Annotated in this window: 23 protein-coding genes; 10 read left to right on the forward strand and 13 right to left on the reverse strand. The window is 59.9% G+C overall.

The features are described 5' to 3' along the window. Positions 1 to 102: 102 nt before the first annotated feature. Positions 103 to 1,194, forward strand: a complete 1,092-nt coding sequence (locus tag ACSQ9D_RS13110) for an IS5 family transposase (protein WP_436280820.1) — start codon at positions 103 to 105, stop codon at positions 1,192 to 1,194. After that, positions 1,191 to 1,535, forward strand: a complete 345-nt coding sequence (locus tag ACSQ9D_RS13115) for a hypothetical protein (RefSeq protein ID WP_072382315.1) — start codon at positions 1,191 to 1,193, stop codon at positions 1,533 to 1,535. Before ACSQ9D_RS13110 ends, ACSQ9D_RS13115 begins: the two co-directional genes overlap by 4 nt. A gap of 62 nt (positions 1,536 to 1,597) precedes the next feature. Here ACSQ9D_RS13115 and ACSQ9D_RS13120 read toward each other — a convergent pair whose 3' ends face one another. The 3 genes from ACSQ9D_RS13120 to ACSQ9D_RS13130 form a co-directional block, all read right to left on the reverse strand. Continuing rightward, entirely contained in the window at positions 1,598 to 2,506 is a 909-nt protein-coding gene (locus ACSQ9D_RS13120) for an RNA polymerase sigma factor (RefSeq protein WP_436282584.1), read from the reverse strand. Beyond that, positions 2,503 to 3,246 carry an SDR family NAD(P)-dependent oxidoreductase gene (locus ACSQ9D_RS13125; protein ID WP_436282585.1) on the reverse strand — a complete coding sequence of 248 codons (744 nt, stop codon included), beginning with the start codon at positions 3,244 to 3,246 and terminating at the stop codon, positions 2,503 to 2,505. The genes ACSQ9D_RS13120 and ACSQ9D_RS13125 overlap by 4 nt, the downstream gene beginning before the upstream one ends. Before the next feature lie 641 nt (positions 3,247 to 3,887). Beyond that, complete coding sequence (locus ACSQ9D_RS13130) at positions 3,888 to 4,799, reverse strand: LysR substrate-binding domain-containing protein (protein WP_436282586.1); 912 nt, start codon at positions 4,797 to 4,799, stop codon at positions 3,888 to 3,890. 164 nt (positions 4,800 to 4,963) lie between these two features. On the opposite strand from ACSQ9D_RS13130, the gene ACSQ9D_RS13135 reads away from it, so the two are divergent. From ACSQ9D_RS13135 to ACSQ9D_RS13145, 3 genes are all read left to right on the forward strand, one after another. After that, positions 4,964 to 5,662: a type 1 glutamine amidotransferase domain-containing protein gene (locus ACSQ9D_RS13135; protein WP_436282587.1), complete on the forward strand. Its 699-nt coding sequence runs from the start codon at positions 4,964 to 4,966 to the stop codon at positions 5,660 to 5,662. Positions 5,663 to 5,731: 69 nt separating this feature from the next. Continuing rightward, positions 5,732 to 6,148 (forward strand): GlcG/HbpS family heme-binding protein, encoded by a 417-nt coding sequence (locus ACSQ9D_RS13140; RefSeq protein WP_436282588.1) that lies wholly within the window; start codon positions 5,732 to 5,734, stop codon positions 6,146 to 6,148. A 200-nt stretch (positions 6,149 to 6,348) separates the two neighbouring features. Then, entirely contained in the window at positions 6,349 to 7,506 is a 1,158-nt protein-coding gene (locus ACSQ9D_RS13145) for an MFS transporter (RefSeq protein WP_436282589.1), read from the forward strand. A gap of 222 nt (positions 7,507 to 7,728) precedes the next feature. Here the strand turns inward: ACSQ9D_RS13145 and ACSQ9D_RS13150 are convergent, their stop codons facing one another. Next, positions 7,729 to 8,436 carry a helix-turn-helix transcriptional regulator gene (locus ACSQ9D_RS13150; RefSeq protein ID WP_436282590.1) on the reverse strand — a complete coding sequence of 236 codons (708 nt, stop codon included), beginning with the start codon at positions 8,434 to 8,436 and terminating at the stop codon, positions 7,729 to 7,731. An 88-nt stretch (positions 8,437 to 8,524) separates the two neighbouring features. Between ACSQ9D_RS13150 and ACSQ9D_RS13155 the strand changes: the two genes are divergently transcribed. Continuing rightward, positions 8,525 to 8,923, forward strand: coding sequence for a VOC family protein (locus tag ACSQ9D_RS13155; protein WP_436282591.1), 399 nt, complete (start codon positions 8,525 to 8,527; stop codon positions 8,921 to 8,923). Between the two features lie 983 nt (positions 8,924 to 9,906). Here the strand turns inward: ACSQ9D_RS13155 and ACSQ9D_RS13160 are convergent. The 4 genes from ACSQ9D_RS13160 to ACSQ9D_RS13175 form a co-directional block, all read right to left on the reverse strand. After that, on the reverse strand, positions 9,907 to 11,865 hold the full coding sequence (locus ACSQ9D_RS13160; protein WP_436282592.1) for a mechanosensitive ion channel family protein: 1,959 nt from the start codon (positions 11,863 to 11,865) through the stop codon (positions 9,907 to 9,909). Positions 11,866 to 12,156: 291 nt separating this feature from the next. Then, positions 12,157 to 12,528, reverse strand: coding sequence for a response regulator transcription factor (locus tag ACSQ9D_RS13165; protein ID WP_436282593.1), 372 nt, complete (start codon positions 12,526 to 12,528; stop codon positions 12,157 to 12,159). Between the two features lie 101 nt (positions 12,529 to 12,629). Further along, positions 12,630 to 13,247: a response regulator transcription factor gene (locus tag ACSQ9D_RS13170; RefSeq protein WP_436282594.1), complete on the reverse strand. Its 618-nt coding sequence runs from the start codon at positions 13,245 to 13,247 to the stop codon at positions 12,630 to 12,632. Beyond that, positions 13,244 to 15,136: a sensor histidine kinase gene (locus tag ACSQ9D_RS13175; protein WP_436282595.1), complete on the reverse strand. Its 1,893-nt coding sequence runs from the start codon at positions 15,134 to 15,136 to the stop codon at positions 13,244 to 13,246. The genes ACSQ9D_RS13170 and ACSQ9D_RS13175 overlap by 4 nt, the downstream gene beginning before the upstream one ends. A 189-nt stretch (positions 15,137 to 15,325) precedes the next feature. On the opposite strand from ACSQ9D_RS13175, the gene ACSQ9D_RS13180 reads away from it, so the two are divergent. From ACSQ9D_RS13180 to ACSQ9D_RS13190, 3 genes are all read left to right on the forward strand, one after another. Further along, on the forward strand, positions 15,326 to 16,336 hold the full coding sequence (locus tag ACSQ9D_RS13180) for an HAD family hydrolase (protein WP_436282596.1): 1,011 nt from the start codon (positions 15,326 to 15,328) through the stop codon (positions 16,334 to 16,336). Positions 16,337 to 16,432: 96 nt separating this feature from the next. Next, complete coding sequence (locus ACSQ9D_RS13185; protein ID WP_436282597.1) at positions 16,433 to 17,266, forward strand: hypothetical protein; 834 nt, start codon at positions 16,433 to 16,435, stop codon at positions 17,264 to 17,266. A gap of 207 nt (positions 17,267 to 17,473) precedes the next feature. Further along, positions 17,474 to 18,262, forward strand: a complete 789-nt coding sequence (locus ACSQ9D_RS13190; protein WP_436282598.1) for a hypothetical protein — start codon at positions 17,474 to 17,476, stop codon at positions 18,260 to 18,262. 41 nt (positions 18,263 to 18,303) lie between these two features. Here the strand turns inward: ACSQ9D_RS13190 and ACSQ9D_RS13195 are convergent, their stop codons facing one another. From ACSQ9D_RS13195 to ACSQ9D_RS13205, 3 genes are all read right to left on the reverse strand, one after another. Further along, the gene (locus ACSQ9D_RS13195) at positions 18,304 to 18,726 is read right to left on the reverse strand and encodes a DUF2721 domain-containing protein (RefSeq protein ID WP_436282599.1); all 423 of its coding nucleotides are present in this window, start codon (positions 18,724 to 18,726) and stop codon (positions 18,304 to 18,306) included. A gap of 55 nt (positions 18,727 to 18,781) precedes the next feature. After that, on the reverse strand, positions 18,782 to 19,441 hold the full coding sequence (locus tag ACSQ9D_RS13200) for a hypothetical protein (RefSeq protein ID WP_436282600.1): 660 nt from the start codon (positions 19,439 to 19,441) through the stop codon (positions 18,782 to 18,784). Between the two features lie 98 nt (positions 19,442 to 19,539). Beyond that, a complete protein-coding gene (locus ACSQ9D_RS13205; RefSeq protein WP_436283831.1) occupies positions 19,540 to 21,213 on the reverse strand; it encodes an arylsulfatase in 1,674 nt (557 codons plus the stop codon). A 647-nt stretch (positions 21,214 to 21,860) separates the two neighbouring features. On the opposite strand from ACSQ9D_RS13205, the gene ACSQ9D_RS13210 reads away from it, so the two are divergent. Beyond that, positions 21,861 to 22,154 (forward strand): hypothetical protein, encoded by a 294-nt coding sequence (locus ACSQ9D_RS13210; protein WP_436282601.1) that lies wholly within the window; start codon positions 21,861 to 21,863, stop codon positions 22,152 to 22,154. Between the two features lie 90 nt (positions 22,155 to 22,244). On the opposite strand, the gene ACSQ9D_RS13215 is transcribed toward ACSQ9D_RS13210, so the two are convergent. Then, positions 22,245 to 23,561 (reverse strand): glucoamylase family protein, encoded by a 1,317-nt coding sequence (locus tag ACSQ9D_RS13215; RefSeq protein ID WP_436282602.1) that lies wholly within the window; start codon positions 23,559 to 23,561, stop codon positions 22,245 to 22,247. 163 nt (positions 23,562 to 23,724) lie between these two features. Beyond that, on the reverse strand, positions 23,725 to 26,172 hold the full coding sequence (locus ACSQ9D_RS13220) for a phosphoketolase family protein (protein ID WP_436282603.1): 2,448 nt from the start codon (positions 26,170 to 26,172) through the stop codon (positions 23,725 to 23,727). Positions 26,173 to 26,178: the final 6 nt, after the last annotated feature.

Genomic DNA, 26,178 nt, shown 5'->3' on the forward strand with positions numbered 1-26,178 from the left:
TCGAAGGGTGGGGCCGGACCCCTAGCAGGCTGTTGAAAAAGAGGCCTGGCGTGGAGGCTGTGGTCGTGATTCACTGACTTTGTCGAGATTCGGAGTTGATGGATGCGCGGCGGCGATGTGAGGACGGGGCAACTCTTCAGCTATGTCGATCTGGAGGATCGTGTTCGTCGTGATCATCCGCTGCGGGCCATCCGGCAGATCGTGAACGACGCGCTCGTTTTGCTGGAACGGGAGTTTGCAGCGCTTTATTCACCGATCGGGCGGCCATCGATCGCGCCTGAGAAGCTTCTGCGCGCCATGCTTTTGCAAGCCTTCTATTCGATCCGTTCCGAGCGGCTTTTGATGGAGCGGCTGGAATACGACCTTCTGTTCCGCTGGTTCGTCGACATTGGCATTGACGATCCAGCCTGGGACCATTCGGTGTTTTCGAAGAACCGCGACCGGTTGCTCGAAGGCGACATCGCCGCGAAGTTCCTGGGTGCGATCCTGGCGCAGCCCAAGGTAAAGCGGCTGCTGTCAACGGACCACTTCTCTGTCGATGGCACGCTGATCGAAGCCTGGGCATCGATGAAGAGCTTCAAGCCGAAGAACGGCTCGGGCGAACCACCATCGGATGGCGGCGGTCGGAATGTGGAAGCAGACTTCCATGGCGAAAGGCGTTCCAACGAGACGCATGCTTCAACGACCGACCCAGATGCAAGACTTTATAAGAAGGGTAAAGGCAAGGAGGCCAAGCTGTGCTTCATGGGCCACGGGCTGATGGAAAACCGCCATGGCCTGCTGGTCGATGCCTATCTGACAGAGGCCAGCGGATATGCTGAACGGGTAGCGGCGCTGCACATGATCGAGCCCTTCACTGAGCGGCCACAAGCGATCACGCTGGGTGCCGACAAGGCCTATGACACAAAGGACTTCGTCAAAGATTTGCGGTCGATGAAGGTGACGCCCCATGTGGCGCAGAACGTCAATGGTCGCCGCTCGGCCATTGATGGGCGCACGACGCGCCATTCCGGCTATGGGATCAGCTTACGCATCCGCAAGCGCATCGAGGAGGCGTTCGGTTGGATCAAGACCGTCGCGGGGCAGGACAAGACGAAGTTCCGCGGCCGCGACCGCGTTGGATGGGCCTTCACCTTCGCGGCGGCTGCCTATGATCTGGTGCGCTTACCGAAACTGATGGCGGTGCTGTCTTGAGCGCCGCCTCGACCTGCCGCCTGATCGGCCGCTGGCGGATTATCGAGGCCGACCTATGGGATCGGGATTATCTCGACCTGGTTGAGCCTGCAGCAATCGCCATCGGGCCAGACGGTCATGGCGAAATCGCTTTCGGTGCGATGCAAGCGGGCCTCGATCTCGGCTATAGCCGATCCACCGTTTCCTTCACATGGTCTGGATTTGACGAAATGGACGAAGTCTCGGGCGATGGTCATGCTGAGTTACTCGACGATGGCTCGATCGAGGTCACGTTCGCGTACCACAATGGCGACGAAGCTATCCTCAAAGCCAAACCAGAGACTTCTTCAACAGCCTGCTAGAAAGCGCAGACAGCCAATGACCGCATTTGGACCTCGAGAAAGCGCGTCTTAATCAATGTAGGTCACCGTGATGCGGCCAGCATGACGTCCGCACCGTCCATGACATAGGTCGCATAGCGATGGTCGCGGATCAGGCTTATCTTTTGCCCCAGCCATTCGAGCAGCATGAAATATGAAGGACCGCCCGACGGTTCGGCTGATACCAGCAATATTTCCCGGCCTTCCAGCCAAGCCGGTTCGATCCTGACCGGTGGATACTCGGCATAAAAGGTGAAAAATCGACCGACATTGGCGGCGTCAGAGATTTCCGGCCGGCGCGCCTGACGAAGCCGAACATCCTGCGCCAGCATGCGACGCAAAGCGTCCCAGTCTCGGGCGTTGAAGAGCGCTGCAAAGTTCACGACCTCGGGACTCGGCGGTGGCGGAACCTCGGACCGCACGTCGGAGATGGCGCGCAATCTCGCCCGACCGCGCGACAGATGGGCCTTGACGGCATCGACACTCAGTTCCAGCAGCGCTGCGATGTCCGCAAGTGACTCTCCCAACACATCCTTGAGGATCACCGCGCTGCGTTGCGGCACCGGCAATTCTGCAAAGTGGCCCAGGGCGACCCGCACCGCGTCCTGCCGGATCAGCGCGTCCTCCGGGCCGACGGCGCTGATATCGGCCAGATCGAAAGCCATCTCAAGAGGCTCCGATCGGCGCGTACTGCGCTGGCGCAGGGCATCTATGGCTCGATTGTGGACAATGCGAAATAGCCAGGGTCGCAGCAGCGTGCCCGGCGGGATCTGGCCAGCCGTCGCAAATACCCTGGCAAACGCGTCTTGAATCACATCCTCGCCGTCGATCACCGAACCCACCAGACGAGCAGCATAGCGGTGCAGTTCCGGCCGAAGCGCGTCCGCTTCCCTGGCCAGGGCCGCGAGCAGAGTTTTCCTCTCTTCGTCTTCGAGAGCAGCGTCTTCTGTCATTCGATGACCGTCACACCCGTATCCCCACGCACCGCGTAGACCATGGCCTCGGCGAGGCCTGTCCTGCCGATCAGGTCGGCGACCATATCGCCAAAAGCCCGCGGCGTCATGTCCGGCCAGGTGGCGGCCTGTTCGGCAAATGTCCGACCCGCCGCCGCGGCATAGGCCGCGATACCGGTATCGCCCACACCGGTTCCGGCGAAGATCTGCCGGGGAACGATGACCCGGAAGCGCAGACCCAGCCCAAGTTCCGCCGACAGGCTCTCGGCATATTTTGCAATGAACCACTGCGCGCGCTTGGCTCCCGCATAACCGCCCGATAGCGGCGACCCCTGCACGGCGGCCCCGCTGGAGACCAGGACGACAAGCCCGCCCTGCGTCATCGGCAACGTTAGAGCAGCCTGTACCCAGTGCAGCGCGGCCTTGACGTCCACATTCCAGTTGGTCGTGAATGCCTCCCAGCCAATCCGGTCGATCCGTTCCATGGGCGGTTCGGCACCAGCATTCATGATGACGAGATCGGGTCGCGTCTGCTCCATGATCCGCCATGCCGCGTCGACATCGGTTGCATCAGCCGATATGGCGGTGACGGCCGGTTGCTCGCCTGGCCCCTGCACGGCAGCCGCGTTTCGGGCTACCACGGTGACTTCGGCCGCGCGGACCACAAATGCCTCGGCGAGCCCCCTCCCCAAGCCGCGGCTCCCGCCGACAACCACGATTCGCTTTCCTTCCAGATCCATCTCTCAGTCCTCATATAGGTCGAGTCCGACCGCTCGACGACGGTCGCAACAACGACGTTCCAATGAGGTGAAAAGAGTCATCGCCATCTGCGATTTGCGGAGGCCAGCGTCTAAAAGTCTGACTCGACCGAAATTCGACGGTGATCGATTTCGGCCTAGAACGGATCAACACGGACCAGCGAGTACGGCTTGATCCTGCGATGCCCATTTCGTGGACAGACACAAGGGAGGCCTTATCTTCGGTATCGGAGTGCTACGCGCAGTAATTCGCGCACAGAATGCCCAAGCTATTGCCTACTATCGAGAGTGCGGGTTCAAGCCAGCAGACAGATATTCGAGCAAAGAACCGACGCTCCAAGACGCCGACAAAGTCACCCTGACAAGACGGTTGTAATCGGCATTCCCGCCATTTTACCTAAGCCTCAGCCAGTCGACGATCTTATGGCATTTGGTCCACAATGCCGAAAACCTGCTCGCCTGTCGCAAGCGCGAAACCTGAAGCATTCAGGGCGGACAGGTTCGCAGTTCTTCGGCCGCCCTCGACCTATTCCAGCCGTTTTGCTGCCGCTCGTCGATATCGCTCGGGATTTCCGGTGCTGGCCCCTTTTGCGGACATTCAATACGAATACAAGAAAGCCATCTTAGGCCTCTTCCGAAGTCATTTCTCTTGCCAGTTCGCCGATCATCGAACGCAACCACCTGTGGGCCGGGTCGTGGCGGTAGCGAACATGCCAAGCCATCTGCACCGGGAAAGTGCCGAGGTCGACCGGCGCCGGTAGTATCTTCAGGCGCGGATCCCGCTCAAGGCTGCGGCAGATCAGTCTCGGCAGCGTTGCGCAGTAATCCGTGACGGCAAGCATCTCTGGCACGGCCAGGAAGTGCGTGACAGAAACGGCAACCTCTCGCTTAAGGTTTTGTTGCCCCAATACCTGGAAGAGGCCCGCCCGCAGCCGGCCCGGCGGAAGCACGTTCACGTGCTTGAGGCCTTCATATTGTTCTCGTGAAATACGGTCTCGAACGTCGGGGTGGTCCACGCGCACCACGCAGGCAAGTCCGTCGTCCATCAGATGCTGGACGACAAGGTTGTCGGGCGGATCGACGATCCGGCCAAGCACCATGGCGGTGGTGCCAGAGATCACCCCGGTTTCGGCAAGGTCATTCCCAAATGGTGTCATGCGGAGCTTGATTCCTGGCGCATGCTCACGAAGCCGCGCCACAAGGGCAGGCATCAGCACGAGCTCGACATAACTGTTGGGCGCGAGCGTGAACAGACGTTCGGCGTTTTCCGGCTGGAACTCCTGCTGGTTCAAGATGAGATCGTCCAGTTGAGCCAGCGCTGCTTCGATCGTCGGAGCGATCTCCTCGGCCAGTTGCGTCGGCTTTATGCCGTACCTTTCCCGGATGAACAGCGGATCCCGCAGGGTATCGCGCAGGCGGTTCAACGAATTGGACAGCGCCGGCTGGGTGATGCCCAGTCGCGCTGCAGCCCGTGTCACGCTCCGCTCCTCCATCAGGGCCAGGAAAACCGGGAGCAGGTTCAGATCATATCTCATCGAGATATAATCTCATATGATATCTAAAATCAAATAAGTAAATTTCTGAAATATGTGGGCAGGTGCCATTATCAGCTCATCGACAAGCCGCTGCGGCTGGTCGAACACCAAATCAACCGGCACGACGCCTATGGCGCGGCATCATCTGACGAAAGGATCCGACAATGAAAGTCCTCATGGTGCTTACCTCCCACGATACTCTCGGTAACACCGGCAAGAAAACCGGCTTCTGGCTCGAGGAGCTGGCAGCCCCATACTACGTCTTCAAGGACGCCGGCGCCGAGATCACCCTCGCCTCGCCGAAGGGCGGCCAGCCGCCTCTCGACCCGAAGAGCGACGAGCCGATGTTCCAGACCGACCTTACGCGGCGCTTCAATGCCGACGAGGTTGCCAAGGCGCAGCTTGCAGAAACGGTGCGCCTGGACAGCGTCGAGCAGAAGGACTTCGATACGGTCTTTTACCCCGGCGGCCACGGGCCGCTGTGGGATCTGGCCGAAGATCCGAATTCGTTCAAGCTGATCGAAACCTTCATCGCGGCCGGCAAGCCGATCGCCCTCGTCTGTCATGCACCGGGCGTCCTGCGTCACGTGACCAATGCCGACGGCACCCCGTTCGTTCAAGGACGCTACGTCACCGGATTCACCAACAGCGAGGAAGAGGCTGTCGGTCTCACGAAGGTCGTGCCGTTCCTGGTCGAGGACGAGCTGATCGGTCTCGGCGGGGTCTTTTCCAAGGTCAACGACTGGGGCGTACACACAGTGGTCGATGGCCAGCTCATCACCGGTCAGAACCCGGCGTCATCGAGTGAGGCAGCGGAGGCGCTGCTAGGCGCTTTGAGCCAGAGGAAGAGCAAGACCGCCTGAGCGGTCTAGAACACCGTGATCTGCCGACGGCTCGCGTCGGCGGGTCATCTTCAGAAACTGGAGTTTGTCATGTCCTTCCCTAATGCAACGATATTGCTGTCGGACGCTCAACAGATGATCGACAGATCCATCGCCGCCGCGTGCGCGCTGAACGTTCCCTGCTCGATTGCCGTCGTCGACTCCTCTGGGCATCTCCTGTCCTTTATTCGCCAGGACGGGGCGATGGCCGGGTCAGCGGAGCTTGCCATCGACAAGGCCTTCACCGCTCACATCTTCAACAACCGGACGGATGCGCTCGGTGCACTGGCCCAGCCTGGCGCCGAACTCTACGGCATCCAGCATTCTCATGGCGGAAGGGTCGTGGTCTTTGGAGGGGGCATTCCCATCCGCTTCGAAGGGCGGACGATCGGCGCAATTGGCGTGAGCGGTGGGACCGTCGCTGAAGACATCGCCATCGCCGAGGCCGGCTCGGTAGCCTCCTCGTAGATTTCCGGCGAGCGTCTGCCGCCGGAACAGAGCTTGGCACCCTCGCTCAGTCATCGAACCAACCAATCGCCGCGCTTCGAAGACTGGACAACCAGTCAACGGCTTCGCGCGTCCTGCGAGTAGGTCATCACCTCGGGAGAAAGAAAATGAATGGAGCTGATTGCGATAAGGAAGAGGACCGCAAGTCCTCTGAATTGACCATGGCGGTCGCCATCACCTGTGTGGTGCTGGTCGCTATCGACCTGCGACCGGCCATTGTGTCGATCGGTCCTCTTCTTCCTTCTATCCGGGACGAGTTTGCGATTTCAAACGCACAGGCATCGTTGCTGACCGCAATCCCCGCGCTGTTGATGGGGCTGTTCGCTTTCCCGACACCATGGCTTGCCCGCCGCTTCGGGCGCGACAAGGTGATGCTGGTTGCGCTCGCCACCCTTACTATCGCCACTCTCGCGCGTGCGTTCGCGGACAATGTTACGTCACTTTTCGCCGCCACAGCGGGTGTGGGTGCGGGAATTGCCGTTGCTGGGGCCTTGGTCGCCGGCTTCATCAAGAAGAACTATCCGCGCGACGTGGCACTGTTCACCGGGATCTACGCCTCCGCGATCGGGCTCGGGAGCACAATATCTGCTGCGCTGGCCGGACCTCTGGGTGAAGCAAGCGGCGGATGGAGAATTGGTGCGGGCATCTTCACCCTGCCTGGTTTTATCGCGATCGGCGCCTGGATGGTCATTGCGCGAGCGGAACGGCGAGCTGGGCCGGTTAAGTCGGGCACGTTTGCTCCCCAGAAAGGTAGTTCGCTCCCGTTTACCAATCGAATGGCGTGGCTGGCCGCGTCTTATTTCGCGCTTAACAACTTCCTGTTCTTTGGTCTGATCGCCTGGACTGCGCCCATGTATATCGAGCGCGGCATGAGCGGCACGGATGCGGCGTTACTCCTCGCCAGTTTCACTGCTGCATTCATGGTTGCAAATCCGCTTGCCGGTTTCATCAGTCGGAACAACGATCGGCGGCGTCTGATTGCCCTGTTCGCGTCTAAGTCTCTGTTCGGCATCTTGGCGATTGCTCTTATGCCGCCGACGATGCCGTATCTTTTCATTCCCCTGATCGCCCTTGGCGTCGGAGGCTCCTTTACCCTGGGCATGGTGCTGCCGCTCGACCACGCACGGGATGCGAACGAAGCGAACTCCTGGACAGCCTTTGTTCTGGGCATTGGTTACTTCGCAGGCGCCTTGGGTCCATTCTTGCTTGGCGTGGCGCGCGACAGCACCGGGGGGTTCACTGTTCCAGTCTGGATGCTGGTTATCGCCGCGGTTCTCAAGCTGTCACTAGCCCCGCTGCTTCACCCCGGCCGCATCTAGCTGGGGGAAAGCAGCAATGACCGTGTCCACCGCTCTTGTTCGGTCGCCTCCAAACTCACGTCAAAATGGTGACCTCTTTCGCATCTTCGTCTGCTATGGCGCGAACCAGACCTAAGCCGAGCGGCTGCCCACCCCTTTTCAGCCTCTGAGCAATACGAAAGATCGACCCTTTGCGGAAGTTCGCTTCCTCTCAGCCGAACTCGCGCCCGTGACCCAAAGCGGTCACTGCGCCCCACGGGGTTGTCGCATTTCGGCATCGCGCCACTGCTGCCATTGCTGCCTCAGCTTGCTCTTGGACATGCCTATGGATTCATCGAGAATCTCGACTTTGAGGATGCGTTCGGTGCGGAAATGCCGGAAGGCTTGTTTCGATTGGCACCACGCGATCAAGAGGCAGTGCGCGTCGGCATAGCCGAGAAGCACAGGCCACACGATGCGGCTGGTGACCGCCCCATCCGCCGCGCGATAGTCGAGCTCAAGCTTGCGGCCTTCCCGGATCGCCAACCTGAGCGGACGCGTGTCGCGTGTCACATCGCCGCTGACATCTTCCGGTTTGATGCTGACGGCGGGTTGGGCAATATAGGGAAGAAGGTCCTGCGGCATAACCGATGTGATCTTGGCCATCACATCGCTGGCGGCATTCCGCATGGCCGCGTCATTCAACCTTGCCACCATTTGAACGCCGAGCACGACGGCCTCGATCTCGTCAGGCGTCAGCATGAGCGGCGGCATGTCGTATCGCGGATCGAGGACGTAGCCGAACCCCGCTTCGCCTTCGATTGGAACACGCTGGGCCATCAGGTGTGCGATGTCGCGGTAGACGGTTCGCCGCGCGACCTCAAGTTCATCCGCAAGCTCAGACGAGGTCACCGGGCGGCTCGACCGTCGAAGAATCTGGATGATCTGAAAAAGTCGATCTGCCTTTCGCATGTCTGATGACGCCTGCTGCCACAACGCTGTCAGCATGGCTATGTCACAAAAGCAAGGAAAGAGATGGTCGCGCATCAGGGAGAAGATCATGAAGTTCGCATCCACCCGCCTCATTGCCTCGGACATCACCGGCATGGTGGCCTTTTATGAGCTTGTGACGGGCTGCCGCGCCGACTGGCTTGCGCCCGTCTTCGCCGAGATCGTCACCCCCGGCGCGAGCCTCGCAATAGGCAGCGCGGAAACCGTGGCCTTGTTCAGCGAGGGCAGTTCGCAGCCAGGGGCAAACAGGACGGCCATTCTCGAGTTCATGGTGTCGGACGTCGATGCGGAATTCGCACGGCTCAAGGACCAGGTCACGGTCGTGCACGCACCCAAGGATTTGCCATGGGGCAATCGCACAGTGCAGTTTTCCGACCCCGAGGGGACACGCGTCGCCCTCTATACGCCCGTAACCGACGCCGCGAGACGGCGTTTCGCTGGTCGTTGATTGAATAACGACCAATATGAACGTTTGATATACCGCGCTGACAGTCATATCTTTGAGAGGCAAGCTTCCGGGCATCCATCCGATAGGAACGACAAGTCTTGTCAGCGGCCGGCTCGTTCTTCGTCCGCTTCCTCGCCTTGAACTCGAGGACAATGGCTCCGTTTTTCTCGAGGCTGTCGCGGTCCGGAGCGAAGACGACCCGCGGCGGGATCCACTCGACCTTGAACGGAGGCTTTCCCTCGCCGCCCTCTTCGACCACGCGCCAGCGGCCCGGCCTCAGGGTCGCGTCGTCCCAGTCGATGTTCCAGTCGACCTCGTCGCAGCCGCAGTCGTAGATCTCGGTGCGGTTCGTGTCGGAGAGCGCGCTGTTGAACATGGTCAAGCTGCCCCAGAGATCCGGTCTCGGGCGGTTGAGATAGAGCATCGCGTTGGTTGCGAGCCTGCCGAGATGCCAGAGGCTTGCGCTCGCGGCGAGCTCGCGGTCTCCGATGATCTGGAGCTTCGAGTAGTCCCCCTGCGCGACGTCGAAGCCCTCGGGAACGATGAAGGAGAAGTTGCTCCCGAACCGGCGCTCGGAGGCAGAGGGCAACTGTTGTTCGGCATCGGCCCAGTCGGGATAGTTCGTGACGAAAGTTAGCATCCATCCCCGCTCCTCTCCGTCTACGTGCGTGATGTAGACGCCTTCGATGAGCGACGCCGGGTTTTCCTTGTCATACTCCAGCGTGTCGCCGAAGTGGACGTAGAAGCCCGTTCTCATCTGGATGTTGTCCAGGACGATCCCGTCGGCCCAGGTTGCTTCGAGATGCGGCGCGAGCTTGGCCATGTCATAGACCACGCCGCCGTTCTGCATGTGGCGACCGCGGATCAGCTTCAGATGGCTGACATTGTAGCTGTCGCCCTGCCGTCGCTGCCAGAGGCGTCGGGCGAAGAATTAGCCGACAAGCGCGCGTCGCTTTCATCGAACCTACCTCTCCGACCATGCCCTATAACGCAGCGCGCGGCCGATCCGAAACAGTATCCCTATCGGTTCCGCTCGGCTGCTGCGTCGTGGGGTCGGCGGCCGAATCGAGTTTCAGTTGCGCTGAACTCGGCAGCGAAGAGGATAGTTCTATTCCCTCTCTGCGGCAGGCCTCGAGGATACGCCACTTGGCGTCAGCATCGATACCACTCGCGCTGTCGACGCGAATGACAAGTTTGAAACTAACGACGAGGGCGTTCTCGGTAATGTCGGAGATGCCTTTCAACTTGAGGGGCTCAAGGATGGCATCCTTGTAGTCGGGACTATCCATCAGCTCGAGTCCCACGCTCTTCGTGATCTTCCGCAGTCTCTCCAGGTCCGTGTGACGGGCGAAATTGAGCTGGAATTTAACCGTGGACCAGTCGCGGCTGAAATTGGTGATCTGGCCAAGCTGTCCGAACGGGACGGTGTGGAGCTGACCACTTTGATGCCGGAGGCGAACCGAGCGCAATGTAAAGCCTTCGACTGTCCCGCGCACTTTGTTGCAATCGATATATTCTCCAACGCGGAAAGCGTCGTCAGCAAGGTAGAAAATTCCTGAAACAACATCGCGCACTAGGGATTGGCTGCCGAATGACAGCGCGAGACCAAATATCGAAGCGCTAGCAATAAGTGGGGCCGTGTTGATCCCAAGTTCCGAAAGGATCATCAGCGCTGTGACAACGATGATCAACAGACTCAGGCTCACCCGCACGACAGGCATAAGCGTCCGTATGCGGGATGCCCTTGTTCGCTCTGAAGCGGAAATGCTTGGGTCGGCTGTCTGAAGCGGAGGCGTTGCTGTAGCCATATATTTGTCGACAATGAACCTCATCGCCTCCCAGGCGATATATGCGCCGAGCGCTACGACACCGGCCCTGACCAATGCATCCTTCCAACTGTTCCATTGAGCCGCCGTGACGATGCCCAACGCCTCTCCGAGCCATATATGCAAGACGTAGATTATCGCGCTGATGATGATAAGAAGACGCGCGGCGCGCATGAGAATGCCGGCAAGGCGCGGTGACGGCGCCTCCCCGGACCCCGCAGCGGTTCTCGCCGCGAGCCTGCGCTGGGAAAACTTGAAGAAGGACTCGGCAAGGATGACCCCGACGACCACGTTGATTGCGGTCATCTCGACATGGTGGCCTTGCACGGCACCGTAGGCATCCATGAGGGTCCGCAGGATGATCAGTGGCAGTCCGACAGTTAACCAGCCGTCGACGATCCGTTCCTGCGCTTGGCCGCTCCTCCACCATCCAAGGCTCGTCACGAGCAATCTGCCGATCGCTCGACGCCAATGAATGGCCGACCATGTGAGGATCACAGCAAACAGCAGCGCGTTGATCAGAAGACCCGCCGCAATGGCTTCGGAAGAAACGCCCGCGGCCATGGGCACCGAGATCCATTTCCGCAACGCGTTCGCGGTGATGCATATAACCAAAAAGCAATATGTCGCACGGTTGGTGTCGTCATCAAGTTCAACGATCCGTAGGGCCGGTCTTCGTGGCCGAAACCAGATCGTTATCACCTGCACATAGAAGCTTAATTCGAGCACCACATTGAGAAGGAGTTTGCCAACGCTCGCCTGAGTTCCCGCTCCCGCAAACCAGGTGCCTTTCGCAAGGTCGCAGACGACCCATGCCATGCCGAACGCCACAATATTGACGAGCGCCGCCAAGCCGACCGTCATAAGCGTCGAAGTCTCGTCCGCGGAAAGCCTATGGCCCAAGATCCGATTGCCGAACTTGACGATCACGAATTGCAGGAAGATGGCTGTGCCCGCGGTGAACAAGACCAGCAACAGGAAGTCCCCGGCATCCCGGCCACCCGACGGCGCTTCATCGAGTTGATCAAAAGTACTGGAAAAGACCTGAGGCAGTTGCGGAAGTGCGGCGACAGCCGCAACCAGGTGGTGGAAGAATCGACTGGTGCCAGTGCCCAAGTCCCGCTCTAGCATACTCGCAGACTTCGTTGGCACAGCAGATGGAGGGTGGGATTCCGACGCCCGAGCAACTGGTTTCTCTGCCAGCTTGCTGATCACAGTGCTGCTAACTTCGTCGACGAGCTGATCTAGCTGCTCTTTCGAGAGCGTGACCGTTGAAGAAGGCGGACTGGTTTGCACATTTTGCGCATAACTGCTCACGTGTACAGGCAACAGCAGCAGGCACAGGCTAAGCAATGTCTTCTCAAGAAGACCTGTCCTCATCGGTATCTTTCCCCCTCGATCCAGAGTTCACGATCCGAGCGCCCTTTTGACCGCATCGATGAGTGCGGACCCGGCGAAGGGCTTTCGCAAATAGGCGATGCACCCTGCCTGCTCTGCCTCGGTTTTCAGGCGAGCGTCTTCGAGGCCGGTGATGAAGATCACCGGCAGCTTCAATCCAGCCACTTTCACCCTCCGCAGCAGTTCGATCCCGGACATGCCGCCGAGGTCGATGTCCAGCACGAGGCAGCCGATAGGCGTCTCTGGGTCACGGCGGAGAAAGGCTTCCGCCGATGCGTACTCGATGGCCGAAAATCCGTAGGCATTGAGGAGCCGCCCGACGCTTCGACGTAGGCTCGCATCATCATCGACAACAGCGACAGTGCGGCGCAGCTTTCCCACCTCATGCCCCCATGCGTGACAGTATGCGAGATACGCAGTTGCCTGTTATTGTAGGCGTGTCGGCGGTTCCTTGATATTGCCCTAAGGGGAAGGTCGTCCGATCACTCCGGGGCCGCAGTCCGACCGATGTCGGCAGCGATCGATACAACCTCCGCCAGCGAGCGTGCTCCGAGCTTTTCCATGACCTGATGACGGTGCACCTTTACCGTCCGCTCCGATATCCCAAGGGCAAATGCGATCTGCTTGTTAAGCTGGCCGCGGATGATCAGCGCGTAGACTTGCGCTTCGCGCGCACTCAAGCTCGCGACCAAGGTTCTCAGTTGTTGCAGACGCTCGTGCTCGGCACGATGCCTTTCATACTGAGCCAACGCGCGCTCGATCGTTTCCATCAGAACCGCCACCGAACTCGGCTTCTCCAGGAAGTCCTGTGCGCCCGCCTTCATCGCGTCGACGCCGGCCTTTATGTCCCCTTCGCCGGTCAGGAATATGATCGGCAACAATGGCGCCAGCTCGCACAACTGGCGCTGTATTTGCAGGCCAGACTGGCCCGGCATCAGCAGGTCAAGGAGAACGCAGCCCGGCTCGCAGCCTGGAAGGCGGGCGAGGAACTGATCTCCGGATTCATAGGCTTCGACCTTTAGACCATACGCTGAGAGCAGCCGTGCCGTCGCCGTTCGGTAGGATTCGTCGTCGTCGACGATATGGACGACCGGTTTCATTGACCTCTCTCCTCTCGTCGGGCCAGAGGCAGGGCCACGCGAAAGATGGCGCCGCCTTCAGGCCGGTTATCAGCAGAGATCGTGCCGCCATAGGTTTCGACAATGGCGCGCGCTATGGAAAGACCCAGGCCAGTCCCCGCCTGCTTGGTGGTGTAGAACGGCTCGAAGATGCTGGACAAACGTTCTTCGGGTATTCCGTCGCCCGTGTCAGCCACACGGAGCTCTGCCTTCTCCTTCTCAAGTCCTGTTGCAAACGTCAGGACTTTCCTGGGAGAACCGGCGTCCATCATGGCGTCCATCGCATTGGTCGCAAGATTGAGGACGACCTGCTGCACATGAACCTTGTCTGCCCGTACCGGCAGCTCGGTCGTCGGCTGATTCGTATTGAGCGTAATGCCCCTGCGCTCGGCCTCGCCGTGAATGATGTGGATCGCGCTCGACGTGACGTCGTTCAGGTCGAACTCCTGCCAATCGATCTCGCGTCTCTTCTTGAGCAATCCTCTCATCCGACCAATAATGTCGCCCGCACGCTGATCGTCCTCCTGTATGTCGAGAAGGATCTGCTGGATCAGCTCCGGATCGGGGTTGCCACTGCGAAGGAGCTGGGAGGCCGCCTCGGCATTGTTTCGAATTGCCGACAGGGGCTGGTTCAGTTCGTGGGCGATCGACGAAGACAAGGCGCCAGCCGTTGCGGACTGGTTGAGATGAACCGCTTCGAGCAGGTGAAGGCGAGACCTGCTCTCCGCATCCTGGCGACGGCGTCGCTCGAGCAGCAATGCTGCGATGACGCCTGCCTGCAGCAAAACGACGCCAAGCGCCCCTGTTGCCGCCAGCCAGTGTTCTTTCCACAGGCTTTTCTCTTTATGCAACTGGACTGTGCCTGGAGGCAGGTTCCCTTCCGCAAGCCCCCAACGCCGGAGCTGTCGCGCATCTACGATGTTTGTCTGGGGTGCTTGGATATTGGAGACCGGCCGACCCGCTATGACATCGGCGACAAGATTTCCGACGGTCCGGCCCAGAGTATCAAAGGTAACGGTGTTGCCGCCGACGACGCCGTAGTCGATGTAGGTCTGATAGGGGCCGTAGACGGGGGCACTGGCGGTTGCCGCGATCTGCCTGATCGCTTCTCGCGGGATGAAGTTTCGCCCTGCTCGATCCTTAAAGATCGTCAACGCCAGGATGATGCTGTCGGCGGGGACATCAGATGCACGTTCGATGAATTCGTCAATCGTCAGATCTTCGAGATACGTCGTTTCGTACGACCTGGAGAACTCGTCGAGATCGGCACGCGCCGTCGCCAACCATCCCCGGTCGAAGTCCGACGATCCACCGATGATATAGAGGTGGCGGGCATTGGGCTGCAGTTTGCGGGCCATTTCGGCCGTCTTCAAAATCTCGAATGTGGTAAACGCGCCGATCACGTCACCCGGTAGATCGATGCTCTCCGCGGTGGAGTTGCCGAAGCCTGCCGCGATAATTCTTGCATCAGGAGCGATGCTTGCACGGTTCGACGATATGAAGCTGGCGGACTCCTTGCCGAGTGCGACAACGACATCCGGGCGACGCGCGGCGTACTTCGCAGCCAGGAACCGTCCCATGCGTGCGACATGATCGGCTTCCGGAAATCTCGACAGATCGAGGAACTCTGAAAACAGGTCGACCTTTCCATCTTCCGCTTCCAGCAAGCGGTTTCGCAGCGCCTCCCCGGCAGCGGTCGTTGCCGCGAGCCTCTCGTCGTACGGATAGAGAATGAGAACCCGCGGAACCCGATCGACAATTGCATGCGATGTGTCTGAGGCAACGGCGTAGCAGTTCGAAGCAATCAGCAAGAGCGACGCCAGCAAGGGGCCAGCGCATCGCAATCGACCTGCCCCCCTGCCCAAGGCCATTGGTCCACCCCCCAAAGCTGCACGACGATAACACCTTGTTGGTGTGATGTCATCCGCTGCGACACCACTATTGATTGCCATGGGATTTCCCCAAAGGGCAATATCGGCGGAGGACCGGATTCGGTAGAGTTGGGCGGCGCCGGATAGAGTGCAGCTCGCCGGGCGCGCGCTCACCTGGGAGTACATCCTATGCTAGCTATCCGCGACCTCCTCAAAACGGCACGCGACGTGATGCTCGCGCTCGCCGCCACACTTTTCCTGGCGGCGTCCGCCTCCGCGCAGAGCGATCCCTTGCCGTCCTGGAACGACACCGCGCCGAAGTCGGCAATCGTCTCCTTCGTCGAGAAAGTGACCCAGCAGGGGTCGCCCGACTTCGTCCCCGAACCGGAACGGATCGCCGTATTCGACAATGACGGCACACTGTGGGTCGAGCATCCCATGTACACTCAGCTTGCCTTCGCCCTGGACCGCGTGAAGGCGCTCGCTCCGCAGCATCCGGAATGGAAAAATGTACAGCCGTTCCAGGCGGTGCTCGAAGGCGATATGACAACGCTTGCCGCATCGGGCGAAAAAGGCCTCTTGGAACTCATCATGGTCACCCACGCGGGAATGACGAACGACGATTTCCAGAAGGTCGTCACCGACTGGCTTTCGACGGCACGCGACCCGAAATTCAAGCGGCCCTACACCGAACTCGTGTACCAGCCGATGGTCGAACTGCTTTCCTACCTGCGCGCCAACGGCTTCAAGACGTTCATCGTGTCGGGTGGCGGCGTTGAGTTCATGCGGCCATGGACGGAGAAGGTCTACGGCGTCCCGCCGGAGCAGGTCATCGGTTCCTCGATCAAGACCGAGTTCAAGATGCAGGACGACATGCCGACCTTGCGCCGTCTGCCGGAAGTCAACTTCATCGATGACAAGGCGGGCAAGCCGGTCGGGATCAACGAGCAGATCGGCCGCCGGCCGATAGCAGCTTTCGGCAACTCCGACGGCGATCTCGAAATGCTTCAATGGACGACGATGGCCGGTGCGCCGGCGCGTCTCGGGATGCTTGTTCATCACACCGATGGGGAGCGCGAATACGCGTACGACCGCAACACCGAATTCGGCCGCCTCGACAAGGCGCTCGATGCAGCCGCGATCACCGGCTGGACCGTCGTCGACATGAAGAACGACTGGAAGCAGATCTTCAAGGACTAGGACTGTGCGCCTCTCGGCTAGGCCGAATCGACACCGGACCCAACTGCGTTCACAGGCGACGGGCATGCCGCCCGTCCCGACTGGGAGGATACCACCATGAAAGTCGACCGTTTCGCCACGTTGGTCTTTGCGGGAGGTTTCGCACTGACCACCGCTGCCTTTGCCCAGGACGCCCCGAAGAAGCCGCACGTACCACTCGAAAAGGCAATTGGCCAAGTGACGCCAACAGGTCCAGTGCCGTCACTGGCAGTCCTCAATGCGGCTGGTGCCAAAATCGAGAACGGAAAGCTCATTCTGACCGGCATCTCCGCCAATTCGATCGTCTTTGCCGACCGGCCGGTGCGCGCCGCCGGCCATGTGATGACCGAACAGTTCATCATGCAATGGGACGACGGCAAGGACAATTTCGCTGTCGATCCTCCGAACGCGACGGTGTCGGTGCTGGGCGGCGACGGGTCAGATGTGAGTGACGCCGTCGTCACCCTGAAGACTCCGAAACTCGACGGCACGACGCTGACGTTCGACATCGCTGTACTGGAGGGAAGTCTAACCGGGGCGACTGGACCCGCGGCCCTCTTCATCGATCACTTCGGTGGAAGTTTCGGCGGAGGGGGTTTCGGCGGTGGCGGCTTTGGTGGCGGCAGCTTCGGCGGCGGCGGTTTCCGCGGCGGAGACTTGGCGGGAGGTGATTTCCGCGGCGGCTACCGCGGAGACGACGTCCATATCGGCGACACGAACATCAACCGTGTGGGAGGCACCTACTGGCATGCGCCTGTCTACCACGGGGCCTGGTATCGCGGCGCTCCTGTCGCAGCGGGCGTGGTGGCCGGCGCGGCCATTGGAGCGGCAGCAGCCCGCCCCTACTACTACTACAATTCCTACGACAACAACCAGCAATGCGGCTACTACCCCTTCCCGCCTTGCTATTGATCATCCATCTGCGTCACGCCGCCCAGGCGGCGTGACCTTCCCTCGACATCGGAGAAACAGGCAGGACTGAGGCCCGCGGGCCACAGGCCTCGGCTATTCCGCCTGGTGATCAACCCAAAATGGGGGTTTCAGCTTGCCTGGATCCACTTCCTCTTGCACGGTCCGTACTTGGAAGCACTGGGACGGCAACGAGATCGGGGGATTCTCATGAAGGCCATTCACTTGCATGCGATTGTCTTGCTGGCAGGACTCTCAACCGCATCGATCGGCAACACCGCCGATCTGACGCCACTCGCGCCGGAGGCGAAGACGGTCGAGACCCGGAGCGGCTGGGAATTCACGGTCGCGCCATACTTCTGGGCTGCCGGAATTTCCGGGGACGTACGGCAATTCGGGCTTCCCGAGGTCCACATCGATTCCGATTTCGGCGACATTCTCGACAATCTCGACTTCGCTTTCATGGCTACGGCAGAAGCAAGGTATGACCGCTACAGCATCGTCGGCGACGTGATTTACGTCAAGCTGGGTGCCGATGCGCAGACGCGACGCGGCATCTTCGCCGACAGCGTCGGCGTGACCTCGGAGACCTTTGCAGGACTTCTCGGTGTGGGCTACGCCGTACTCGAAGATCAGAATGGCCACCTTGACGTGTTCGGCGGCATGAAAGTCTGGTCGGTCGAGACGGACATCTCCTTCAACGGCGGACTTCTGGCCGGTGTGGAGCGGGATGACAGTGCCACGTGGGTGGACGCCGTTGTCGGCCTGCGCGGAAACTACTTCTTCACTCCGGAAATCTATGTCACGGGATGGGGGCTGGTGGGCGGCGGCGGTGCCGACGTCGACTGGGACGTGGGCCTCGGCCTTGGTTACAAGTTCAACGACACCATCTCGGCGGTGGCTGGATACCGCGCCCTGGGCGTCAACTACGAGAACGACGGGTTTGTCTTCGACGTCGTCCAGCAGGGCCCGATCATAGGGGTATCCTTCCACTTCTAGTGAAGGCGAGAGCCGCCTTGAGCAGTCGGCGATCATCGCAACTAACGGTCGTCGTGCTCACCTTGCGACAGCCGGATGTCCTGCAGGAATCGGACGAGCGACGCCGCCAGGAAGCAGAGTGCCGCAACAAATAGTACGGCGGCGCCTGGTTCGTGACGGTATCCCAGAAAGGCGACGACGAATCCGAATAGGAGCAGAAGCGTCACGCCGATTCCGGCCAGCACCGCCAGGTGCAATGCGCTGTTCAAGAGGCGTTCACGCCGCCTCAGCTCCCCGATTCCCTTCTTCAGCGGGGCTCGGGCGACGTCACTCTCATCGATCTCGCGGAGGTTTCTGATCCGCTCGGTGACGCCGGAAATCCGATTGACCAAAACCGCCACCATCGCCGCGACGCCATTGAGCATGAACGCCGGCGCGACCGCGTGATTGATCATTGTTGAAAGCTGATCGGCTTCCACTGACATACAGGCACCTTCGATCCTTTCGGCACGAATGGACGAGCGCGGCGCCGGCGAGGCGCTACGGAATGACATTGACTGCACGTGCAGCCACGAGCACGAGCGTCAGCAATGAAATGGCGCTTTCGAGCATCATCAGCCCCTTCGCACGTCGGGTGAGTGGCAGCACGTCCGTCGGACTGAAAGCGGTCGCTGTGTTGAACGCAAGGGAAAGATAATCGAGGTAGAGCGGTCGCCAGTCTGGGGGCGCCAGTTCGGGAGCCGACGCCTGGGGAAAGAGCCAGTCGGGCTTTCCCGCCATCCCACGCGCGATGCGCGAGGGACCACCCGCGTCGATCTGCCAATAGAGCAGCGAGAAGGTGAGCACGTTGGTGATCCAGATGGTAAATGACGACGTCAACAGCGACACTGATCGCGTGGCGGGCGGATGCACGGTGATGATCCCGACCATATCTCCGAGTTCGGCCGCCGTGTTGCCTGCGTAGACACTGGCAAGCAGCATGATGGCGACGTGCTCGATTCGTAGCCACACAGCGTTGTCAGTCGACACCGTTACCATGATCATTGGAACGATAGCTGCTCCTAGGACCGCGTATGACACCCATCGCGGCATGGCATAGACGTGGTGCGGCAGCACCTCCAAAAGGGCGAACACTGCAAGTATCGCCACCACCGGAGGCCATCGAGGTTCGTCCCGACCTGCTTGGATGAAATCGCTCATCGTCCCCGCCCTCAGTCGGCCCAAGGGCCTGACAGGTGAAGCATGGAGCGGACGCCCCGAAGGGCGTCCGCTCCGACGTCGTTACGCAACTGCGCGCATCAATCGTGACCTGTCTTCATCTCCCGGACCTGCTGCATCACCTGCTCCAGATTGTAGCTTGCAGGGTTCTGAAGCGGCGGGAAGTCGATGTAGGTCTCGAGATGCTTCAGCCACAACTGCTGGCCGATGGGCAGGATGTTCCAGTCATAGACATAGGCGGTGGACGGTGACGCGATGGCGCCGCCTGTACCGAAGAGCGTCTTCAACTGTTGTCCGACCGAGGTTTCGAACGGATCGCGCTTGATGTTGACGACCTGCGTCCAGGCGTACGGCATCACCCCGGTAATGAAGCCAGCCGGATCGTCGGAGACCATGGCGAAGTACATCTTCCAGTTCTTGTAGCGGACAGCCGACGGCTCCTTGCCGGAATAGTACAAGAAACTGTCGCGGGCGGATGGAGACTTGCCTTCCAGGAAGTCGCGCTGATCGATCCCGTCGAGCGTGGTCTTGACGATCCCCGGATACTTGCCCGCCTCGATCTCTTTCTTCAGCCCGTCGCCCTTCGGACCGCCTGCGATGTTCACAAACGTCGGCAGCCAGTCGAGCGCCGAGAAGATGTCGTTCTTGACCGTACCGGGCTCGATGTGCCCCGGCCAACGAACCACAAGCGGCGCACGCATGCCGCCTTCCCAGGTGCTGAGCTTTCCGCCCTTGAACGGGGTGGTACCGCCATCTGGGAAGGTGAGCGTCTCGGCGCCGTTATCGGTCGTGAAGACGACGATGGTGTTGTCGAGTTCTCCCATCTCCTCGAGCCTTTTCAAGACGTAGCCGATGTTGTCGTCCATCTGCTTCATGCCGGCTTCGTTGACGCCCCAGTCCTTGCCGCCGGGCTCGCCGACCATGTTCAGATATTTGTCGGGCAACACCGTCGTGATGTGCATGCGGGCCGGGTTGTACCAGACGAAGAACGGCTTTTTGGTTTTCTCGGGGTCGTTCCTGTCGAGGAAATCGATGACCTTGCCTGAGATCTCTTCGTCAATCGTCTTGGAGCGCTCAAGCGTCAGCGGGCCCTCATCCTTGCAGCTTTGGTTCGCCGGGGATCCGTCGGACGATTTGCATGCAAGCATCGGACGCGGCGGTGTCAGGCAGGTCGTGGTTTTTGCGTCCACCGCCGCCGGGTCTTCCGCTATCCCAGGAATCGGCGTGTTCCTGCAAGGTGGTGCGATCCCCTGCTCGGTTGAGGTCTTGTTGATGTCGGGGAAGCTCACCCCCTGCATGGCGTCGAGGTGATAGAGGTAGCCCCAAAACTCCTGGAACCCGTGTGCCGTCGGCAGAGATTCGGTGGTATCTCCGAGATGGTTCTTGCCGAATTCACCTGTCGAGTAGCCGAGATCATACAGGAACTTGGCGAGGTGAGGCGTGCCGGCCCGCAGGTAGGACGGGCTTCCGGGAATCTCCGGCAGAACCATGCCGACGCGCACCGGCTGCATGCCGGTGATGAACGCGGTCCGCCCTGCCGTGCAGCTCTGCTCGGCATAGTAGGTCATGAACTTCGCCCCTTCCCGGCCGATGCGGTCGATATTGGGTGTTTCACCGACCGCGAGACCTTGGTGATAGATGCTCGGCTGCATCCATCCGATGTCGTCACCCATGATGAACAGGATGTTGGGCTTCCTGCTCTCCTGCGCATGTATTGCCGCCGTGCTCGCCAACAGGCTGCCGGCGATCGCCATTGCTGCTGTGAAGAACTTCGTAGTCCGTCTCATTTCGAATGCCTCCCTCAAGGGGCCGTCACGCAGACGACCAAGGTTGGTTGAAAGACGTGTCAAAGCAAAAAGAGAGACAATTCGGAGAGCTCCAAGTTGCGACGCAGCAAAATGGACAGAACATGGCGCTTCGTGGCACGCATATTTGCCCCTCGACTTGCCGAAAGAGGGCAGTCCACTCTTCCACATGTTTTCTACATCGTATTAGCGAGTGCAGATATTGCCCTTTAGGGAATCCCAATTCGGCATGGTGGTTGCGTTAAAGCTACGAGCGCCTGCGCGTGTTGCCACTCCCGACGGGTGCTGATACCGTGGCGCTTGCTCGCGCGAACTGCCGACCTGGTGTCGGTCGCTGCGACGGCCGGCACAGACTGTACCCCGGCAAAGGCAATGAAAAGACGCGGCATAAATGCTGCGTCACGCGCGAGCTTAGCCAAATGCGCTACAGTACTCTTCTCCTTCTAGAAAAGCTGAGCAGGCTGCAGGCTCCGCAACAATTGCCGTTCTGCGCTTGCTGCAGTCGTTTCATTCGGCGAAATATCGAAATAGAGAGTCGACTGTAAGTTTGACTTGCGACATTGTAGTATTGCTGCAGTTCCAGTGGGATGCATGTGATGTCGTACTCGCAAACACTCCCGGTCTACGCATCCGTCGTCGTGACAGGTATTGTCGCGCCGCTGTTCGCATTGTCGGCTGCCGAAACTGCAGCAGTCAAATCTGCGCGGACCCAGTCGATATCAATTCTGGTCACAGCGAACCTCGAGCAGCGAGAGCTGTCGGCGCCCGGCACCTCAATTGACTGGTGGCTGCGGGAGGATATCGTGCATGCGTCCGAGGCGACGGATGGGACGAAGAGGGTCTTCAACCGAAATTGGCTAGCGGACGAACAGCTTCGCGGCTCTCATTGATCAACCTGGCAGGCGCAATCGAACGCCGAATGATCGATTGATCCAGACGCACTCGAGATCAAGCTGCGCGCGGCTCCTCATGCACCCGAGCTACAGCCATCCGCCGGTGAAGCCCGCGCGGCGCAATCCCCTGACAATAGGTTCGCAATTGCGCATCAGATTCCATAGGAAGCCGGTGCGGTAATTCTCGATCATCAGTGCCACCGGCCCCTGATCGATCCCGAAATGGTAGGGGCTGATCCACCACCCTGTCGGACTGCTTGCGTCCTTGAAGGTCTGATTGAAGGAAGGCTTGAACCCGTAAAGCCGGCTCATCCCCAGGCTCATACCCGCGAAATTGCGAACGGTTGGAATGACGATCTCGGGTGCGAAGGGCAGCGAAGCCACCACGACCCAGGGCGCCACCGTCCCATCATCGGGTCCAAAAGGTGCGCCGCGCGCGGTGTAGTCGAAGAACTCCCGGCGCACCCCGCCAGTTTCTAGAGTCCGCCAGCCAGGACCATCGCTCGCGGTAAATCCCCAACAATGCTCGCCATAGCCCTCGAATTCCATCGGATTTCGGATCGCATATTCTTGCTGCACGAAGGTGGCCTGGCGGCTGTTCTGAAAATAGTCACTGTCGTGCTCTTGCATGAATTTGTCACGGATGTCGCGGAAATCGATCCACATATGCGAAAGCTGATGCGTAAAGAGCGGACCTGAATAGAGCAGTTCACGCCCGAAGATGTTCCTCCACTCATAGCTTTGCGTATAGGCCGCATAGCTTTCGGGCGGCAGCGGATGCGTCGGTGACCCAAGCCCCAGTATGTAGAGAAGCAGGCCTTCGTCATAACCGCGCCAGCGGTAAGGAATGAAGCCGTTCTCAGGTCGCCAGCCGTGCGTCAGCGTCGCGCCGTGATCACGCGCCCAGTTCCAGTCCGCCCGCTGGTATAGTGACATCGCAAGTTGCCTGATCTTCGTTTCTTCAGCCGTCTCCCCATCAAAATAGGTGGCGACTGTCAGCGCGCCGGCAAACAGAAAGGCCGAGTCGATCGTCGACAGCTCGCATTCCCACACCCGGCGTCCCGTCTCGATGTCGAGGAAATGATAGAAGAAGCCCTTGTAGCCGGAGGCATCCGGCTCCGGCCCCTGGTGGCATTGCAGCAGAAATTCGAGCCGCCGCCGGGCAATCTTGGCCGCAAACTCGCGAATGATGACGCCGCGCTCGACGACGATTGGAATGGTGGCGAGTGCCATGCCGATGGCCGCGATGCTCGCCGGCGCGCCATCTTGCGTCTTGTCGCGAACCAGCCCGTTGTCGGGGTTCGTACAATGCAGGTAGTAGAGCACCGACGAGAACTGCAATCGCGCAAAGTCCTGGTCGCTCGGCGCGGCCTCCATGTTTGGCGTAGTCAACACCTCAATCATGAGTCACCATCCGAATAGCTTCGAAATTCGCATTCTTGGCGTCGGCCATCGTAGCCGATACACAGATCGCCAGCCGGACTACGGCAGGAGCGATTTGGGTATCGGGTCGGCGTCATCGATGCCGCAGGACGGCCGCCCTGCTGCACCGTTGCGGGTCGGCGCCTTAGGTATTGTCGCCTTCCGTCGACGTCCTATGCGTCCTTGCTGCCGGCCCCTTGACACCCCACTTCCAACCGGTGATTTCAGGCATGTCATCGCCGTGTTTTTCAATGTATTGCCGGTGCTCGATCAGTTTTTCGTGGAGCGCCTGCTTGAGATAGGCGGCGCTGGCGCCAAGCTGCGGCAGCCGATCAATGACGTCCTCGACAAGATGGAAGCGATCAAGTTCGTTCAGAACCACCATGTCGAAGGGGGTCGTGGTGGTGCCTTCTTCCTTGTATCCTCGCACATGCAGATTACCGTGGTTGGTGCGCCGGTAGGTCAGCCGGTGGATCAGCCAGGGATATCCGTGGAATGCAAAGATGATCGGCTTGTCCTTGGTGAAGAGCGCATCGAAATCACGGTCGGAAAGCCCGTGCGGGTGCTCGCTTGACGGCTGGAGCTTCATGAGATTGACGACGTTGATCACGCGCACCTTCAATTCGGGCAGGTGTTCGCGCAGCATTTGCACCGCAGCCAGTGTCTCCAGCGTCGGAACGTCGCCGCAGCATGCCATCACGACGTCGGGCTCACTACCCTTGTCGTTGCTAGCCCATTCCCAAATACCAAGGCCCTCAGCGCAATGCTTGATCGCTTCATCCATGGTCAGCCATTGCGGCGCCGGCTGCTTGCCGGCAACGACGACATTCACGTAGTTGCGGCTACGCAAGCAATGGTCGGTGACGGAAAGCAGCGTGTTGGCGTCCGCCGGCAGATAGACGCGGATCACCTCCGCCTTCTTGTTGACGACATGGTCGATGAAACCCGGATCCTGATGGCTGAAGCCGTTGTGGTCTTGTCGCCAGACGTGCGAGCTCAGGAAATAGTTGAGCGACGCGACCGGCCGCCTCCACGGGATGTGGTTGCACACCTTCAGCCATTTGGCGTGCTGGTTGAACATCGAATCGATGATGTGGATGAAGGCTTCGTAGCAGGAGAAGAAGCCGTGCCGTCCCGTCAGCAGGTAGCCCTCCAGCCAGCCCTGGCATTGATGCTCGCTCAGAACCTCCATGATGCGTCCGTCGGGCGAGAGGTGATCGTCCTCGGGATAGATTTCAGCCATGTAGCAGCGATTGGTGACCTCGAGAACATCCTGCCAACGGTTCGAGTTGTTCTCGTCGGGACTGAACAGCCGGAAGTTCTTGCTGTTCAGGTTCAGCTTCATGACGTCGCGCAGAAACTTGCCCATGACCCGGGCCGATTCGGTCGTCGTCGCTCCCGGGCTCGGCACTGAGACGGCGTAGTCGCGGAAATCCGGCATCTTCAGGTCACGGAGCAGCAAGCCACCGTTCGCGTGCGGATTGTCGCTCATCCGGCGAGTCCCGGCCGGGGCTAGCGCGGCGAATTCGGCGCGCAGCTTGCCGTCGTCATCGAAGAGTTCTCCAGGTTTGTAGGTCTGCATCCAGTGCTGGAGGATTTCGATATGCTTCGGCTTGTCCATGTCGCCCATCGGGACCTGGTGCGAGCGCCAGTAATCCTCGCATTTCTTGCCGTCGATTTCGCTCGGGCAGGTCCATCCCTTTGGCGTGCGGAAAACGATCATCGGCCACGCCGGGCGTTTCAGATTGCCCTTCTCGCGAGCCTCCATCCAGATCCGCTTGATCTCTGCGACGGCTGTATCCATCGCTGCCGCCAACTGCTGCTGCACCTTGTCGGGATCGTGCCCTTCCACGAAAAGCGGCGCATAACCCATCCCCTCGAAGAATTTCCGCAATTCGTGCTCTGGGATGCGGGCGAGGAAGCATGGATTGGCGATCTTGTAGCCGTTGAGATGCAGGATCGGCAGCACGCATCCGTCACGGGCAGGATTGAGAAACTTATTGCCATGCCATCCCGTCGCAAGCGGACCGGTTTCCGCCTCCCCGTCGCCGACCACACAGGCAACGATCAGATCCGGATTGTCAAAGGCCGCGCCATAGGCATGGCTTAAGGCATAGCCCAGTTCGCCGCCTTCGTGGATGCTTCCCGGCGTTTCGGGAGCGACGTGGCTCGGAATGCCGCCGGGAAAGCTGAACTGCTTGAACAGACCCTTCATCCCCTCGGCGTCCTGGCCGATATTCGGGTAGACTTCGCTGTAGGTCCCTTCCAGATAGGCATGTGCGACCAGCGACGGCCCGCCATGGCCAGGCCCGATCACGTAGATCATGTTGAGGTCGTCGCGCTTGATCACGCGGTTCAAATGCACATAAAGCATGTTCAAGCCGGGCGACGTTCCCCAGTGGCCAAGCAGCCTTGGCTTGATGTGCTCCCGCTTGAGCGGTTCCTTCAGGAGCGGATTGTCAAGCAGATAGATCTGTCCGACCGAAAGATAGTTCGACGCGCGCCAGTAGGCGTCCATCAAGCGGAGTTCGTCTGCTCCAAGTGGAGCGGTCATTGTCTGATAGCTGTCAGTTGAAAGAGCTGCATTGGTCATCGTCAG

This window comes from Rhizobium sp. LjRoot258, from assembly GCF_964254185.1.
Taxonomy (GTDB): Bacteria; Pseudomonadota; Alphaproteobacteria; order Rhizobiales; family Rhizobiaceae; genus Rhizobium.